This window comes from Thalassotalea euphylliae (assembly GCF_003390375.1).
Classification (GTDB): Bacteria; Pseudomonadota; Gammaproteobacteria; order Enterobacterales; family Alteromonadaceae; genus Thalassotalea_F; species Thalassotalea_F euphylliae_A.
The window spans coordinates 2479148-2496129 of record NZ_QUOT01000001.1 but is presented as its reverse complement, the minus strand read 5'-3'; the positions used below and the strand labels follow the sequence as shown (position 1 = coordinate 2496129).

The following is a 16982-nucleotide window of genomic DNA, read 5'->3' as shown; positions in this document are numbered from 1 at the left end:
CAGCAAGACCCAATAGATAGGAATTATTATGGCTAAAGTAAGCGCAGAACTCATTTGGTTTAACGGTAAACTCATCCCTTGGGCGGATGCGACCGTGCATGTCATGAGTCATGCTCTGCACTATGGTTCATCAGTGTTTGAAGGTATTCGCGCCTACAACACGCACAAAGGCACCTGTATTTTCAGGTTGCAAGAACACGTTGATCGTCTATTCGATTCAGCAAAAGTTTACCGTATGGATATTCCATACACCAATGAAGAAGTAGTACAAGCGTGTAAAGACGCCGTGGTTAAAAATGGCTTAAAAGCCGCTTACTTACGCCCATTAGCGTTTTTGGGTGATATTGGTATGGGTCTTCGTCCACCACTAGATGCGCAAGCGGACTTAATGGTTGCTGCATTTAGCTGGGAAGCTTATTTGGGTGCCGATGCCATTGAAGGCGGTGTAGAAGTGGGCGTTTCAAGCTGGAACCGCTTAGCACCGAACACTATGCCAACAGCGGCAAAAGCTGGTGGTAACTACTTATCGTCGCAGCTGATCTCGATGGAAGCGGGTCGTCACGGCTACACCGAAGGTATCGCATTAGACGTAAATAATATGGTCAGCGAGGGCGCTGGCCAGAATTTATTCCTAGTGCGCAATGGTGTGATTTACACGCCATTTAGTACAGCTTCTATTTTACCGGGCTTAACGCGTGATGCGGTGATCACCCTAGCACGTGATCTAGGCTATGAAGTGCGTGAAGAGCCAATTTCTCGTGAGTCACTTTACTTAGCGGATGAATTCTTTATGACAGGGACCGCAACTGAAATTGTGCCGGTGAAATCAGTTGATGGTTTACCTGTAGGCAAAGGCTCTCGCGGCCCAGTAACTAAAGCCTTGCAAGATGCCTTCTTTGGTATCTTTGATGGTACTACCGAAGATAAGTGGAACTGGTTAGAGCCAGTCGAATAAGGAAACTTAATCGCACTATGACCGTTACCTAGTTGATGGTTGGGAATGCTCACTTATGGTAATAAGCTGTGCGTTCCCGCCTTGCTCTAGTGCGATTAAACCACCCTTATAAAATTAAAGCAGTTAACGAATACAGCAATAGTAGGACAAGAAAATGCCAAAATTACGATCAGCAACGTCAACACAAGGCCGAAATATGGCAGGCGCTCGCGCATTGTGGCGAGCAACAGGGATGACGGATGGAGACTTTGGCAAGCCTATTATTGCCGTAGTTAACTCATTTACTCAGTTTGTGCCGGGCCATGTTCATTTAAAAGATATGGGTCAGCTTGTCGCTCGTGCCATTGAAGAGGCTGGTGCAAACGCCAAAGAATTTAACACCATTGCCGTTGATGACGGTATTGCCATGGGGCACAGCGGCATGCTGTACAGCTTACCATCGCGCGATCTGATCGCTGATTCAGTGGAGTACATGGTCAATGCCCACTGTGTTGATGCTATGGTGTGTATTTCTAACTGTGACAAGATCACGCCGGGCATGTTGATGGCAGCTATGCGCCTGAATATCCCAGTTATTTTTGTTTCAGGTGGCCCAATGGAAGCGGGTAAAACCAAACTTTCCGATCAAATCATCAAACTTGATTTAGTTGATGCCATGATCCAAGGGGCTGACCCTACGGTCAGTGATGAGCAAAGTGATCAAATCGAACGTTCGGCGTGTCCAACTTGTGGTTCTTGCTCTGGTATGTTTACCGCCAACTCAATGAACTGTTTAGCCGAAGCATTAGGTTTAGCCTTACCGGGTAACGGCTCAATGTTAGCGACACACGCTGATCGCGAGCAGCTATTCAAAAAAGCCGGCAAGCAAATTGTTGAGCTAACTAAGCGTTACTACTTCGACGAAGACGAATCAGCACTGCCGCGCAACATCGCTAACCGTGATGCGATGCACAATGCCATGTGTTTAGACATAGCCATGGGCGGCTCAACCAATACGATTTTGCATTTATTAGCAGTAGCGCAAGAAGCGGGTATCGATTACACCATGGCTGACATGGATAAGTTATCTCGTGAAGTACCACAGCTTTGTAAAGTGGCGCCGTCGACGCAAAAATACCATATGGAAGATGTTCACCGTGCTGGCGGTGTTATTGGCATTTTAGGTGAATTAGCTCGTGCCAAACTATTAAAGCCTAACGTGACCAACGTATTGGGCACTTCGTTAACTGAGCATTTGGCCCAGTACGATATTAAAGTGACTGACGACGAAGACGTTAAGAAATTCTATCGCGCAGGTCCTGCCGGCATTCGCACGACCAAAGCGTTTAGCCAAGATTGCCGCTGGGATACCTTAGACGATGATCGTGAAAATGGCTGTATTCGCTCGCTCGATAACGCCTTTTCAACCGAAGGTGGTCTAGCGGTATTATCTGGTAATCTTGCTATTGATGGCTGTGTCGTAAAAACCGCTGGCGTCAGTGAAGACAACTTGACGTTTACCGGACCTGCTCACGTTTTTGAAAGCCAAGACGATGCCGTTGAAGGCATTTTAAATGGCAGCGTTGTCGCTGGCGAAGTGGTGGTTATTCGCTACGAAGGCCCTAAAGGTGGCCCTGGTATGCAAGAAATGTTGTACCCAACCACGTACCTTAAATCTATGGGCTTAGGTAAAGCTTGTGCCTTGATCACCGATGGTCGCTTCTCGGGCGGTACTTCTGGTTTATCAATTGGCCATGTGTCGCCAGAAGCTGCCAGTGGCGGTGCAATTGCGCTCGTTGAAAATGGCGATGAAATTGTTATCGACATTCCAAGTCGTTCAATCAAGTTGAATATTAGCGATGACGAACTAGCGAAACGCCGTGCTGCGATGGATGCTAAGCCTAACAGTTGGCACCCAGCAAGCCGCGTTCGCCCAATTAGTTACGCCTTGAAAAACTATGCGATGTTAGCCACAAGTGCTGATAAAGGCGCGGTACGTAATCGCGAGTTACTTGATAGTGCCGTATCAGACGGCTCAGATAAAACCTAGAGCAAGTAAGAGGCAACCAATGGCAAATCATGCGGGTGAACATCAAGCACAAAGCGCACAAGAACTCGGTGTTGATTACTTACGCCGAATTTTGCTGGCGCCAGTATATGATGTCGCCAAAGAAACCGATTTAACGCCGCTAACGAAACTCTCTGCGCGTTTGGGCAATCAGATTTTCTTGAAACGTGAAGATCAACAGCCAGTACATTCGTTCAAGTTACGTGGTGCCTATAACAAGTTAGCCAACCTACCTGAAGCGCAATGTATTCATGGGGTAGTTGCCGCCTCTGCCGGTAATCACGCACAAGGGTTGGCGCTTGCGGCAAGTAAGTTAGGTATTAATGCCACCATCTTTATGCCGATCACTACGCCCGATATTAAAGTGGACAATGTCCGTCGCTTAGGCGCGGAAGTACGCTTAGTGGGTAAAAGCTATAACGATGCGCAACAAGCCTCGATTGAGTGTGCTGAGCAAGAGCAAAAAACGCTGATCCACCCGTTTGATGATGTTGATGTCATTGCTGGACAAGGTACTGTAGCGAAGGAGTTACTACAGCAACATACCAAGCTTGATGCGGTGTTTGTGCCTGTTGGTGGCGGTGGCTTGTTGGCGGGTATGGCGGTGTATTTAAAGCAGCTACGACCTGATATTAAAGTGATTGGTGTTGAAGCAGAAGACTCCGCTTGCTTAAAAGCCGCGATGGACAAAGGTCAGCCAACTGATTTAAGCCAAGTAGGCTTATTCGCCGATGGTGTTGCGGTTAAGCGAATTGGCCAACATACTTTCGACGTTATCAAACATTATTGTGATGATGTGATCACGGTTAATAGCGATGAAATTTGCGCGGCAATTAAAGATGTTTTCGAGCAAACAAGAGTCATTGCTGAACCTGCAGGTGCGCTGTCATTGGCTGCGATCAGTAAGTATTGTCAAACCAGCAAAGGTGGTGAGAACTTAGCGGCCGTGCTTTCTGGTGCTAATATGAATTTTCATAGCTTGCGCTATATTTCGGAGCGCTGCGAGCTAGGCGAGCAAAAAGAAGCGGTGTTTGCGGTCACCATTCCTGAGCAAAAGGGCAGTTTTAGACGCTTCTGCCAAACCTTATCAGGCCGTGGCATTACTGAATTTAACTATCGCTTTGCTGATGAGAGCAGTGCCAATATCTTTGTCGGTATCCGTATTGCTGGCGGTGTCGAAGAGCGCTTGCAACTACAACAAGAGCTCACTAAAGCTGGTTATCAGGTGAAAGACTTTACTGACAACGAACTGGCGAAATTACATGTTCGTTATATGGTCGGTGGACAAAGCTCGGTAGCGGTTGATGAACGTATTTTCCGCTTCCAGTTTCCTGAGTATCCAGGGGCATTGGAAAAGTTTTTAGATACACTCGGCGAGTATTGGAACATTACCCTGTTCCACTATCGCAACCACGGCGCGGCGTTTGGTCAAGTGCTGGCGGGCTTCGATGTTAATGAAAAAGACCAATTAGACTTTTTCCGCCATCTTAAAGACCTAGGTTATGAATGGCAGGAAGAAACACAAAACCTTGCTTATCATGCATTTCTAAAGCAGGGCTAGCAGCCTAGCTATTTACTAACTTCTTTGATTAAAGCCCTCATTTTGAGGGCTTTTTCATTCGGCGAACACTACTAATTTCAGCTTTGCGTTAAATAGCCATTAGGCTTCTAACGGCTATTTTCACAGCTACCCAGCTTTAATTCTCGCCTAGTTTGTTTTCACGCTTATTTACCTTTTTATAATCAATCGTTCTGATAAATTTTTGCAAAAAACTAAAAAGCATGACATATTATGTCAATCCGTATTGAGAATTGATATTACCAATACGTTTCACTCTGTAATTGCAAACTTGGCCAATAGTATGTGCCGATATTACAGAGCTTTCTGGGCTCAGTTTAAAAGCCCTTGTTGTCAATTTATCTGGCAACGTGCAAACAACATAGAGGAGAATGTTTATGTTTAGTAAAGGATTAACTCAATCAAGCAACACTGAAAATCCTCCAATTTTTCGTCATGCCAAGCTCGGCGGCGTGGCCATCATCGCTTTTATCCTAGTATGGATGGTGTTTTTTACTATCGATGAAGGTCACGTTGGTATTGTTAAACGCTTTGGCGAAGCAACTACCCAAGTAAACCCAGGCTTACATTTAAAAGTTCCTTTTGCCGACTCCGTTGAAGAGCTTGAAATTCGTACCCGTAAAAATACCGAGGCGTTAAAGGCGTCAACTTATGAGCAGATGCCCGTGCAAGCGGAAGTGTCGGTTAACTGGACGGTAATTCGCTCTGAAGCTTTTGAATTGTATAAGAATTACGGTGGTTTAGATCAATTCGAAAACCGTATTCTTGACCCGCGTTTACGCTCTGCAGCAAAGGATGCGTTAGCACGCTTCAAAGCTGAGGAAATAGTGCAAAATCGCGGTAAAGTGATTCAAAAAATAGAAGAAACACTATTGGCGACTATGTCAGAGTTTCCAGTCAAGTTAGACAGTGCCCAAATCGAAAACTTAGTACTTCCAGCAAAATATCTGCAAAGTATTGAAACTAAGCAGACCGAGAAGAACTTAGCAGCGGCTGAAAAACATCGCTTAGAGCGTCAAAAACTAGAAGCACAACGTGAAGTAAATACAGCAGAAGCCAAGCGTGACGCCGAAAAAGCCCGTGCTGACGGTTCCGCTTATGCGATTATGACGGAAGCTAAAGCCGAAGCTGAGGCTATTCGATTGAAAGGTTTAGCTGAGGCTGAAGCGATCAAGAAAAAGGCCGAGGCAATTAAAACCAGTAAAGTGTTGGTTGAATACGTAAAAGCGCAGCAATGGAACGGTCAAATGCCAACAACGGTAATGGGTGACGGCCAGGGTATTTTGTGGAATATGAAAGAGCAATAAGCTCGAAGAACTAACGGAAAGCCAGACTAAACGTCTGGCTTTTTTATTGCGCCGTATTTGGTCATTGCGACTCATAAAAAATACTAAGTTTCCTGTTTATTCAAGGAAATTCCCTGATATTCTGCTTTCTATTAACCGAGGAATAGCCAAGAATAATAGCCAATCCAATCGAAATAGGGCGGCCGGCAGCCTTATCTTTGTTGGGTTTCTTCAGGTTTTAACTTTAGGTAATTAACTTTGGCACAAGTAAACATAGGGAAAAGATAATGAGTTTAGGTGAACAGTTAAAATCGCTTCGACAAGCGAAACAATTTAGCCAGCCGGAGCTAGCAGAGTTAGCTGGTATCGAGCAGTCGTATTTATCGAAACTAGAAAACGATAAAGCGCAGCCATCGAATGATATGTTACGCAAACTGATCGCAGCATTGGAAATTGGGCTGGAAGAGTTATTGCGAAAGCTGCCAACCACAAGCGTACAAAAGTTGGCGTCATTACCGGATGTTGAGCAGTGGCTAAATAAACAAAACCAACAACAATTTAGCCAACGAAGAAATTACCTGTTAGTGTCTAGCGCGTTAATCGTATTTGCTATCACACTGTTTTTTACTGGCTATAGCAAGTTGATTTTCTCTGAACAGCATTATGAATATGTCTCGGATGGGGTAGTACGAGATGGTGAGATCAAAACTATCTTTGACGACTGGCCTAAATTAATACAGCGTGGACAAAAAGAAAGTCGTGAACTTCACGAAAAAAAAGCAATTGAGATGGCCAGCCGTAAGAGTGTTGAATATCTTCGCGTTGATAGTTGGCTAGGCGACCCCATTGAAAAACCAGTTGATGGTGGCACTCGGTATTATTGGCATTCACAAATGGTTGATCAGGCACAGCCGATCAATGCATGGCTACAAGTGTGCGGTGTGTTCTTATTTGCTGCTGGGGTGATGGGGTTTGTAATTGAACGCAAACTGTTGAGATAACAATATAGCGACAAAAGATTATTTGCTAGCAGTGACAAAACACTGCTAGCGCATTACTTGCGTTAATTACTCTGCCGAGCCTTGCTCAAGCTCTGCTAACTTTTGCTCTAAGGTTGCAACGCTAGCTTCCAATGCCGAAAGCTTTTCTCGGGTTTTGATCAGCACTTGGGTTTGTACATCAAACTCTTCGCGCGTGACGACATCGAGCTCAGATAATTTACGTTGAATCACGGTTTTCGTGCGCTCTTCAATCTCATTTGCAACAGACTTCACGCCCGGTGGAATGGCATCGCTAACTTGCTTCGCGATTTCTTCAATTTTTTTTGCGTTGATCATTTTGGTTGCCTTATCGTTGATTCGAACACTTGCTTGAAAGTCTACCGTAAAAGCTCGGCTAATCGCATAAATTTTTGCATGAGCTACTGGTCTAGATCAGAAAACAAGGTAAAATTTGCCGCCTTAATAGAGTACGCGAAATAAACCCATAGGTAGAGCCAAGTAATGCAATTAAACCCTCGCCAAGATGAAGCTAAAAAATATGTCAGCGGCCCTTGTTTGGTGCTGGCTGGCGCGGGCAGTGGCAAAACGGGTGTTATTTGTCAGAAAATTGCTTACTTGATCCAAAAATGTGGCTATAAGGCGCGCAATATTGCTGCGGTGACCTTTACCAACAAAGCCGCACGAGAAATGAAAGAGCGTGTCGCGAAAATGTTAGGGCGCGATCTTACTCGTGGCCTAATCGTGTCGACGTTTCACTCGCTTGGATTAGATATTGTTCGCCGCGAAATTAAAACCTTAGGCTATAAGCCGGGTTTTACCCTGTTTGATGATCAAGACACCATTGCCTTGCTCAAAGAGCTAACCGAGCAAGAGCTTGAGGGTGATAAAGACTTGCTGAGCAAGCTACAAATGATGATTTCTAACTGGAAAAACGATTTGTTGCTGCCGGATCAAGTGCTTAAGCAAGCAGGCGATGCCGATACTGCCTTATACGCCGAGTTTTATCAGCGTTATCACAACCATATGAAGGCCTACAACGCGCTGGATTTTGATGATTTGATTTTAATTCCTACTTTGTTGCTTAAGCATTATCCGGAAGTGCGCGCTCGTTGGCAGAAAAAAATTCAGTATATGTTAGTGGATGAATACCAAGATACCAATGCCAGCCAATATGAATTGGTGAAGCTGATCACTGGTGAGCGTGGTCGTTTAACTGTGGTTGGTGACGACGACCAGTCGATTTATTCGTGGCGCGGTGCCAAGCCGCAAAACCTAGTGCTTCTCGGCCAAGATTACCCCAATTTGAAGCTGATAAAGCTAGAGCAGAACTACCGCTCTAGTGGCCGTATTCTGCATTGTGCCAACATTTTGATCGCCAACAACCCACACGTTTATGACAAAGCGTTATTTAGTGAGCACGATTACGGTGTGCCGATCCGTATTGTACAAACGCGCAACGAAGAACATGAAGTGGAGCGTGTTGTCGGTGAGCTGATTGGTCATCGCTTTATGAATAAAAGCCACTACAAAGATTACGCGATTCTTTATCGAGGTAACCATCAATCTCGTTTGCTGGAAAAAGCGCTGATGACCAACCGCATCCCCTACAAAATTAGCGGTGGCACGTCGTTTTTCTCTCGCGCTGAAATTAAAGACATCATGGCCTACCTGCGTTTACTGGTAAATCATGACGACGATAATGCGTTTTTGCGTATCTGTAATGTCCCTAAGCGCGAGCTTGGCCCAGCCACTTTGGAAAAGTTAGGGAATTACGCCAATAAACGCCAAATTAGTATGTTTGCTGCCAGCTTTGAATTTGGCTTAGAACAAACGTTAACGGGGCGTGCACTGGTTAACTTACAAAAGTTTACTCGTTGGATAGTGGAAACGGCCGATAATGCTGAACGCGGTGATACGCCCGCGGTATTACGCTCGATGATCCGTGAAATGAACTATGAAGATTACCTCTACGACAGCTCGCCCAGTGGTAAAGCGGCGGAAATGCGAATGAAGAACGTCACTCAGCTGTTTAGCTGGGTCACCCAAATGCTTGAAGGCGATGAACTGGACGAGCCAATGACGTTACCGCAAGTGGTGTCGCGCTTAACCTTGCGCGATATGATGGAGCGTAACGAGGAAGAAGAGTTTTCCGATCAAGTACAGTTAATGACACTGCACGCGTCAAAAGGTCTGGAATTTCCTTATGTCTTCCTAATTGGTATGGAAGAAGGTTTACTACCCCATCAATCCAGTATTGATGAAGATAATGTCGAAGAAGAGCGCCGCCTAGCCTATGTAGGGGTGACCCGTGCCAAGCGCGAGCTGATCTGTACTTACGCCCGTGAGCGTCGTCAGTTTGGTGAAGTAGCGCGTACCGAGCCAAGCCGCTTCTTATATGAAATGCCACAAGACGACTTAAACTGGGAAAACGAAAAGGCGCCGAAAAGCCAAGAGCAAAAGCAAGAGACCGCAAAGGCCGGGGTGGCGAACTTACGCGAGTTATTGAAGAAAAAAGGTAGTTAAGCAAGTGAGTCTGGGCTTGATAATTTCTTCTTGATATTAATGATTAACAATTTATCAGTGGGTATAGTGTTATGACAGATAGCTTTCTTCGTCAAAGAAGAAATTTATTTATAGTAAATGGAATATTACTCTTTTCTTATTATGCGAAAGTTAATATCGCCAAGCTTACATTAGCTGGCATCAGCTTTAGTGGGTTTGGTAAACCAGAGGCCATTTATTATTTTCTGTGGATAGTTTTTGTCTATTTCTTGTATCGATTTACTTTGTTTTTTATTGAGGACGAACTGTCAAATTTTAGTTTAAAGTGGACTAGCTTAATGAGCTCGAAAGTAGATAGTGAGCTTAAAACCTTAGCTGAGCAACATAGTGGTCAGAGTCTTAATGAGAATACTATCTCGGGGTACTACATGCTCAAAAAGAACGATTGGGTTCTGCGTTATCAAAAAGAACTAGATGAGCGAAACCCTCTTGGACATAGGATGTCAACCGATGAAGAGTTAGCAGTATCTCGGTTGCAAGTATTGTTACCACAATTAAAAGTAGTATTCAGGTTTTGTTTTTTAACATCTGCACTTACTAATTATCTTTTGCCTTTAGCGTTGAGCTTGTATGTATTTATTGCTGCGGGACTTTCCTCATGGGAAGGTGCATTTGTGAACATACTTAGCAATTAAAGCTCAATACGCAGGAACACTGCAATTTGACTAAACCATAACAAAGCCAATATTAAAACCCCAACCGTTTCAATTTATTGAACTTTTCTGGCTAGGCTACCAATAGTATTGGCTCAATCGCCTGTTGGTTAAGCAGCTTTTGCAGGCTCTCAATCGTCGTTTGAGCGATAGTGGCTATCGCTTCTTCGGTAAAAAAGCCTTGATGACCGGTGATCAGCACATTGGGAAAACTGCTTAATCGAGCGAAGGTGTCGTCCTGTAAAATTTCACCACTAAGATCTTCAAAAAATAGGTTGGTTTCCTGCTCATAAACATCAATACCTAAGTAACCTAGTTGCTTGCTTTTCAGCACTTTGATTGCCGCTTTAGTGTCAACCAGTGCACCACGGCTCGTATTAATTAACATGGCATTTGGCTTCATTTGACTCAACGTTTGCTGATTCACTAGATGCTTGGTCTCAGGCACGAGTGGGCAATGCAACGAGATAATGTCTGATTGCTGAAAGAGTGTGGCAAGCGGAACATAGCTCGCGGTAAGCGCTTTGGCTTCGGTTTTCGCTTCTAAGCTTGGGCTTGGGTCATAACACAGCAACTGACAGCCAAAGCCTTTTAAAATGCGCAAGGTCGCCATTCCTATGTTGCCTGTGCCAATAATGCCGACAGTTTTGCCATAGAGGTTAAACCCCATCAGGCCATCTAAAGCAAAGTTGTCTTCGCGAATACGATTATAGGCTTTGTGAAACTTGCGACTTAAGGTCAGCATTAAACCTACCGTGTGCTCTGCCACCGCTTGCGGTGAATACTCAGGTACGCGACAAACCTTGATACTTAAGCGCTTGGCTTCGGTAATATCGACATTGTTAAAGCCGGCGCAGCGCAGTGCGATGATTTCAATACCAAAGTTCGCCAATTTTGCTAACACATTGGCATTCACTTGGTCGTTCACAAACACGCAGATGGCATTAAAGCCTTGGGCAAGCTCTACCGTTTCTTCGCTAAGCCGACAATCAAAGTACTCAAAGGTTAAATCACTGGTGGTATTAAACTTGTCAAAAAAGGTGCGATCATACTTTTTACTACTAAAGACAGCGACTCGAAACATAGATTGCTCCTGCTAACTTACTTAGGTTTTAGCTGGTTTGAATGCGTGCTGTGAATAGTTTGGCTTAATGATAGAGGGTTTTCAAAGCCGCTTAGGTGAAATGATTTCAGTTATTGCGCGATATCAAATAAACAAACTTGTCATTTGATTTCTGCATGCTAAAACTAGGCGTTTGAGTATTGTTCGCGATTACCAAGCCAGCGCTGAATAATCGCTTCCGCTTGCTGTGGGTGCTGTTGCCAGAGCAAATAAGCGTGCTGTTGTACTTCAGGGATCAGGTCTTTATCGCGAATCAAATCGGCAATTTTAAGATCAGCTAAACCCGTTTGTTTAGTACCTAGCAGCTCGCCGGGGCCGCGAATTTCCAAGTCTTTCTGCGCAATAACAAAACCGTCATTACTTTCTCTGAGCACCCCTAAACGCTTAGTAGCGGTTTTAGACAGCGGTGATTTGTACATCAGCACGCAGTGTGAGGCAACTGAGCCTCGACCAACACGCCCGCGTAATTGGTGGAGTTGCGCTAAACCTAAGCGCTCAGGGTTTTCAATCACCATTAAACTGGAATTTGGCACATCAACGCCTACTTCAATGACTGTGGTCGCCACCAATAAGTGTAAGTCACCGGCTTTAAACGCCTCCATTACTTGCTGTTTCTCAGCGGGTTTCATCCGGCCATGCACTAAGCCAATTTGCAGTTCGGGCAGGGCTTCTTGTAGGTGATTAGCGGTATCTTCAGCTGCTTGGCATTGCAACACTTCTGACTCTTCAATCAGGGTACATACCCAGTAAGCTTGGCGATCGTCATTCATACAACCTTGGCGAATACGTTCAATTACATCGTCACGGCGGCTGTCGGGCAGGGCAATGGTATTAATCGGCGTTCGCCCCGGCGGTAATTCATCAATGACTGAGGTGTCGAGATCGGCATAAGCTGTCATCGCTAGTGTCCGTGGGATCGGCGTTGCCGTCATGATCAGCTGATGGGGGTACTTGTTATCAAATGCGCCTTTTTCTCGCAGCGATAAGCGTTGATGAACACCAAATCTGTGCTGCTCATCAATAATGATCAAGGTCAGTTTGTGAAATTCTACTTGTTCTTGGAATAGTGCATGGGTACCAACCGCCATTTGAATGGTGCCATCGGCGATTTGAGCTAGTGCTTCGCGGCGCGCTTTGGCTTTGGTTTTCCCTGCTAACCAACCCACTGTGATATTAAGCGGCTCAAACCAACGCTGAAAGTTAATGGCGTGCTGCTCGGCGAGAATTTCGGTCGGCGCCATTAGCGCCACTTGGTAGCCTTGGCTAATGGCGGTAATTGCTGCTAGCGCTGCCACCAAGGTTTTCCCTGAGCCAACGTCCCCTTGCACTAAGCGCATCATCGGCACTTCTTTGGCGAGATCGTCGCGAATTTCTTTTACTACTCGTGCTTGTGCGCCGGTTGGCGCAAACGGCAAGCTATCAAGAAATTTCTGGTTCAGGTTAGTATCAACATGCATTGGCATAGCATCGTGCTTATCTGCCGATTGACGCAACTTGACCATACTCAGGTTGTGAGCCAGTAATTCTTCTTTAATTAGCCGCAGCTGCGCAGGGTGTATACCGTTTTCCAGTTGCTCGGTGGAAACATCCGGCGGCGGGCGATGAATCAGTTTAAGCGCTTCGGCGAGCGTGTATGGCTCGTTTAGGAATTGCGCTGGTAATAACTCTTCAACACTACCATGTTCTAGGCGCTTTAATGCTTGCTCACTGATATTGCGAAAGGTAATTTGCCTGAGGCCGTCTGTGGTTGGATAAACAGGTGTAAGTGTTTCTTCAACGGCGGTTAATGCTTGGTCGTTATCAAGCGGCTTGTATTCAGGGTGCACTATTTGAAAGCTGCGCGGGCCGCGCTGCACTTCACCGTAACAACGCAACTCGGTGCCAATGGCAAGGGCATTTTTTTGCGCCGCAGAGAAATGGAAAAAGCGCAGGTCGACACTGCCCGTGCCATCGTTGATGGTGACGACAAGCATGCGCTTGCGGCCAAGCACCACTTGGTTATTGGTAATTTCACCAATAATGTTAGTGTAAATGCCGGGCAGTAAATCGCGCACTGCCGTGACCCGAGTGCGATCTTCGTAACGCAGCGGTAAGTGGAACAATAAATCTTGCACAGAGTTTAAGCCCAGCTTGGCAAACTTGTCTGCCATGGCTGGACCAACACCTTTTAACGAGGCGATAGTGACTTGCGCTAAATTAGTGGTTCCCGACATTTTATTCTTATTTTGATTGAGCTTAGCTTTATTCCGTTAGTGCTATTTCGTTGACGATTATTCGTCGTCAATATCGGCCCAGGCCTCTTGGCTCATTTGCATTTTTTGCCACCAATCGTCAGAGGCAATAATTTCGCCGTCATCGTTAATGTGTGGGTAAGGTAAGCCTTTTGATTGGCACACTTTAGCAAAAATAGGGTGACCACCCTCAAACAACATACGCTGGCGAGTATCTTCGTCAATAGTTGCGCGACCATACATGCCAGCTGCTTCACGTTGGCGTTGTGCTTCGTATAACACTACCGCATTGGCTACTGATACATTTAGCGACTGCACCATACCGACCATAGGGATGATGATATCTTGATCGGCCATTTCTTTGGCTATATCTGAAGCGCCAAACTTTTCTTGGCCTAGAATGATCGCGGTGGGTTTGGTGTAATCAATTTCACGAAAGTCGACTGCTTTGTCAGATAGATTAGTCACCAATACCTGCATATTCTGGCGTTTCAGTTCGTTAATCGCATCTTTGGTTGATGAGTAATTGTGAACATCCACCCAGTTTTGACTACCAGCAGCAATGCCACCAGATGCACGCATTTGCTCATTTTTCCAAACCGCATGCACCGCACTTACGCCAATGGCGTCACAAGTACGCACTACAGCAGCCAAGTTATGTGCTTTGTGCACACCTTCCATACACACGGTTAAATCCGGTTGGCGGTGGTTGAGCATGCTTAAAATACGGTTATGTCGTTCTGGAGTCATTTTCTTCACATTTAAGATTAATTCGATACTGCTGTGTATTTTAACAGTAATTGCCGAGAATGTATGCTGATGAGCAAAAATGGTGTTGGGTTTGGTGATGTGTACCTAAATTTAGCGGTGGCTGACTAGCCAAGTGTAGCCACGTTTAGGTGCGAGTAGGAAATCAACCGATAAAAATCGGTTGATTGATACCAATTAAGCTACGTTAGGAATTTCCATAATACCGTCAATTTCAATATCTACGCCTTTTGGTAGTGCCGATACTTGAATAGCCGCGCGTGCAGGGTATGGTTCCGCAAAGTACTTGCTCATAATTTCGTTAACGGTGGCGAAGTTGGCTAAGTCCGTCATAAAAATATTTACTTTAACCATGTCGTTAATTTCGCCGCCAGCCGCTTCACATACCGCAACGAGGTTTTTAAATACTTGCTCTGCCTGTTCGGCAAAATCATCAGAAACTACTTCCATAGTTTCCGGTACTAGTGGAATTTGGCCTGATAAATATACGGTATTTCTGACTTTAACAGCTTGGCTGTACGTACCGATTGCGCTTGGTGCATTTTCGGTTGAAACAATAGTTTTCATAATCTTCCTTTTTACTACAGGCTTACAAGCTTTGTTGTTAAAAGCTTTTGAGGAGCTCTGTTTATTACTTGTTGCGAACGACTTTTTGTACGTCGATCATCTTTTTAATTTTGCGAATAATTTCGGCTAAATGAACGCGATCACGACAGGTAATTTCCATGTCGATGGCGTATAAGCCAGTGTCTTTTTCGCCGGAATTCATCGAATGCACGTTGGACTCATTCTTTGCGACAACATTGGTCAGCGCCGCTAATGCCCCTTGATGATTAACAATCTCAACGCGAAGTTTAGCGATAAACTCTTTATCGATATCGCTGTCCCACTTCACTGGGAATAGTTTACTCTCGTGCGTTTTAACGTTTTTACAGGTTGCTTGGTGAACAATTAAGCCTTTACCTGGGCTAAGGTAGGCCAAAATGGTATCGCCAGGGATTGGTCGACAACATTTACTGTAAGTGACCAGCATACCCTCTGTACCTTTGATTGGCATCTTATTTTTCGTTGGTACGGTTTCTTCGCTGTCGTCAGTAAATTCATCGGTTAAGCGGCGAGCTATACCAATGCTCAGGGCATTACCTAAACCAATATTAACCAGTAACTGATCTAAACTTTCATTGCCTGTTTCGGCAACTACTTCAGCAATTTTCTCTTCTGAAATATCTTCCAGTTTGGTGGTACCTAATGCATGGCTGAGTAAACGCAGGCCAAGCGCTTGTGATTCATTTTCTTCTTGTGAACGTAAGTAAGTGCGCACTTGCAGTCTTGCCTTTGCTGTTACCACAAAGTTTAACCAAGTCGCATTAGGCCTTGCCGCAGAAGAGGTGACAATTTCGATGGTTTGGCCCGAATCAATCGGCTGGCTTAATGGGTAAGGTTTGCGATCAACTTTACAGCCAACACAAGAATTACCCACGTCAGTATGCACTGCATAAGCAAAATCTACCGCAGTAGCGCCCATTGGTAATTCGATGATGCGGCCATCTGGGGTGAATACGTAAATTTCTTCTGGGAAGAGATCTGATTTTACGTTTTCGATAAATTCAAACGAGCTACCAGCACTTTGCTGCAGTTCCAGCAAGCTTTGCATCCAGCGGCGTGCTTTCATTTGCGCCGTTGTGCCTGTGTCGTCACCGTCTTGCTTGTAAAGCCAGTGGGCGGCAACCCCTTTATCCGCCATTTGATCCATGTCGTTAGTACGAATTTGGATTTCTACAGGAATACCGTGTGGGCCAATCAGTGATGTATGTAGCGATTGATAACCATTGGTTTTTGGAATAGCTATATAGTCTTTAAAACGGGTTTCGATTGGCTTAAACAAGTTGTGTACTGCGCCAAGTGAGCGGTAACAGTCGTCAATTTTTTCCGGCACGATGACGCGGAAGGCGTAAATATCCATTACTTCGTTAAACATCAGCTCTTTGTTTAACATTTTGCGGTAAATCGAATACAAGTGCTTTTCGCGGCCAATAACTTGCGCTTGAATACCCGCTTCCGCTAAGCGCTGTTCAATTTCGCCCTGAATATTGTTAATAATTTCTTTACGGTTGCCACGTGCTTGTTTAACGGCAGAGCGCAATGCTCGCGAGCGCATTGGGTAGAGTGCTTCAAAGCCGAGCACTTCTAACTCATTTTTAATGTCGTGAATACCTAAGCGGTTGGCAATTGGTGCATAAATCTCTAAAGTTTCACGGGCAATGCGGCGACGTTTGTCGGGACGCAGCGATTCTAGGGTGCGCATATTGTGGGTGCGGTCGGCCAGTTTAATTAAGATCACGCGAATATCGCGGGTCATCGCCAACACCATTTTGCGGAAGTTTTCCGCCTGCATCTCTTCTTTGTTGTCGAACTTTAACTTGTCGAGTTTACTAACCCCTTCGACCAATTCAGCAACCGTGGCACCAAATTGCTCTGCCAGTTCGTCTTTGGTGACTTCAGTGTCTTCAATCACATCGTGCAATAGCGCGGCCATTAAGGTTTCGTGATCTAAGTGCATTTTCGCCAAGTTTAAAGCAACGGCAACGGGGTGAGTGATATAGGGATCGCCACTTGAACGCATTTGACCATCGTGGGCATCGTGTGCCACGACATAGGCTTGCTTAAGTAAATCGAGCTGCACTTTCGATAAGTAACTGGAGGCAAACTCTTTTAATGGTTCAAATAGATACACTCAAAACTCCCAAAATAGGTTGACGAGAAAATTAGAGAAAGAG

General features: G+C 45.1%; 13 protein-coding genes. 7 read left to right on the top strand and 6 right to left on the bottom strand.

Features of this window, described 5'->3' with window-relative positions; translation table 11 throughout:
- The first annotated feature begins 28 nt into the window (after positions 1–28).
- From DXX94_RS11090 to DXX94_RS11070, 5 genes are all read left to right on the top strand, one after another.
- Positions 29–955, top strand: coding sequence for a branched-chain amino acid transaminase (locus DXX94_RS11090; RefSeq protein ID WP_115998585.1), 927 nt, complete (start codon positions 29–31; stop codon positions 953–955).
- A 154-nt stretch (positions 956–1109) separates the two neighbouring features.
- Complete coding sequence (gene ilvD, locus DXX94_RS11085; protein ID WP_116015886.1) at positions 1110–2984, top strand: dihydroxy-acid dehydratase; 1875 nt, start codon at positions 1110–1112, stop codon at positions 2982–2984.
- Positions 2985–3003: 19 nt separating this feature from the next.
- Positions 3004–4563, top strand: a complete 1560-nt coding sequence (ilvA, locus tag DXX94_RS11080) for a threonine ammonia-lyase, biosynthetic (protein ID WP_116015884.1) — start codon at positions 3004–3006, stop codon at positions 4561–4563.
- Between the two features lie 395 nt (positions 4564–4958).
- Positions 4959–5888: an SPFH domain-containing protein gene (locus DXX94_RS11075; RefSeq protein WP_116015882.1), complete on the top strand. Its 930-nt coding sequence runs from the start codon at positions 4959–4961 to the stop codon at positions 5886–5888.
- Positions 5889–6154: 266 nt separating this feature from the next.
- On the top strand, positions 6155–6868 hold the full coding sequence (locus DXX94_RS11070) for a helix-turn-helix domain-containing protein (RefSeq protein ID WP_116015880.1): 714 nt from the start codon (positions 6155–6157) through the stop codon (positions 6866–6868).
- Between the two features lie 66 nt (positions 6869–6934).
- Here the strand turns inward: DXX94_RS11070 and ubiK are convergent, their stop codons facing one another.
- Complete coding sequence (gene ubiK / locus DXX94_RS11065) at positions 6935–7204, bottom strand: ubiquinone biosynthesis accessory factor UbiK (protein ID WP_116015878.1); 270 nt, start codon at positions 7202–7204, stop codon at positions 6935–6937.
- Positions 7205–7369: 165 nt separating this feature from the next.
- Between ubiK and rep the strand changes: the two genes are divergently transcribed.
- Together rep and DXX94_RS11055 are read left to right on the top strand one after the other, a co-directional pair.
- Positions 7370–9391 (top strand): DNA helicase Rep, encoded by a 2022-nt coding sequence (rep, locus tag DXX94_RS11060; RefSeq protein ID WP_116015875.1) that lies wholly within the window; start codon positions 7370–7372, stop codon positions 9389–9391.
- Between the two features lie 71 nt (positions 9392–9462).
- The gene (locus tag DXX94_RS11055; RefSeq protein WP_116015873.1) at positions 9463–10065 is read left to right on the top strand and encodes a hypothetical protein; all 603 of its coding nucleotides are present in this window, start codon (positions 9463–9465) and stop codon (positions 10063–10065) included.
- A 91-nt stretch (positions 10066–10156) separates the two neighbouring features.
- Here the strand turns inward: DXX94_RS11055 and DXX94_RS11050 are convergent, their stop codons facing one another.
- The 5 genes from DXX94_RS11050 to spoT form a co-directional block, all read right to left on the bottom strand.
- Positions 10157–11167: a 2-hydroxyacid dehydrogenase gene (locus tag DXX94_RS11050; RefSeq protein ID WP_116015871.1), complete on the bottom strand. Its 1011-nt coding sequence runs from the start codon at positions 11165–11167 to the stop codon at positions 10157–10159.
- Positions 11168–11331: 164 nt separating this feature from the next.
- Positions 11332–13419 (bottom strand): ATP-dependent DNA helicase RecG, encoded by a 2088-nt coding sequence (gene recG / locus DXX94_RS11045; RefSeq protein ID WP_116015869.1) that lies wholly within the window; start codon positions 13417–13419, stop codon positions 11332–11334.
- A 57-nt stretch (positions 13420–13476) separates the two neighbouring features.
- Positions 13477–14187, bottom strand: coding sequence for a tRNA (guanosine(18)-2'-O)-methyltransferase TrmH (trmH, locus tag DXX94_RS11040; RefSeq protein ID WP_115998594.1), 711 nt, complete (start codon positions 14185–14187; stop codon positions 13477–13479).
- Between the two features lie 195 nt (positions 14188–14382).
- Entirely contained in the window at positions 14383–14772 is a 390-nt protein-coding gene (locus tag DXX94_RS11035; RefSeq protein ID WP_115998595.1) for a RidA family protein, read from the bottom strand.
- Between the two features lie 64 nt (positions 14773–14836).
- Positions 14837–16939, bottom strand: a complete 2103-nt coding sequence (gene spoT, locus DXX94_RS11030; RefSeq protein ID WP_115998596.1) for a bifunctional GTP diphosphokinase/guanosine-3',5'-bis pyrophosphate 3'-pyrophosphohydrolase — start codon at positions 16937–16939, stop codon at positions 14837–14839.
- Positions 16940–16982 lie beyond the last annotated feature (43 nt).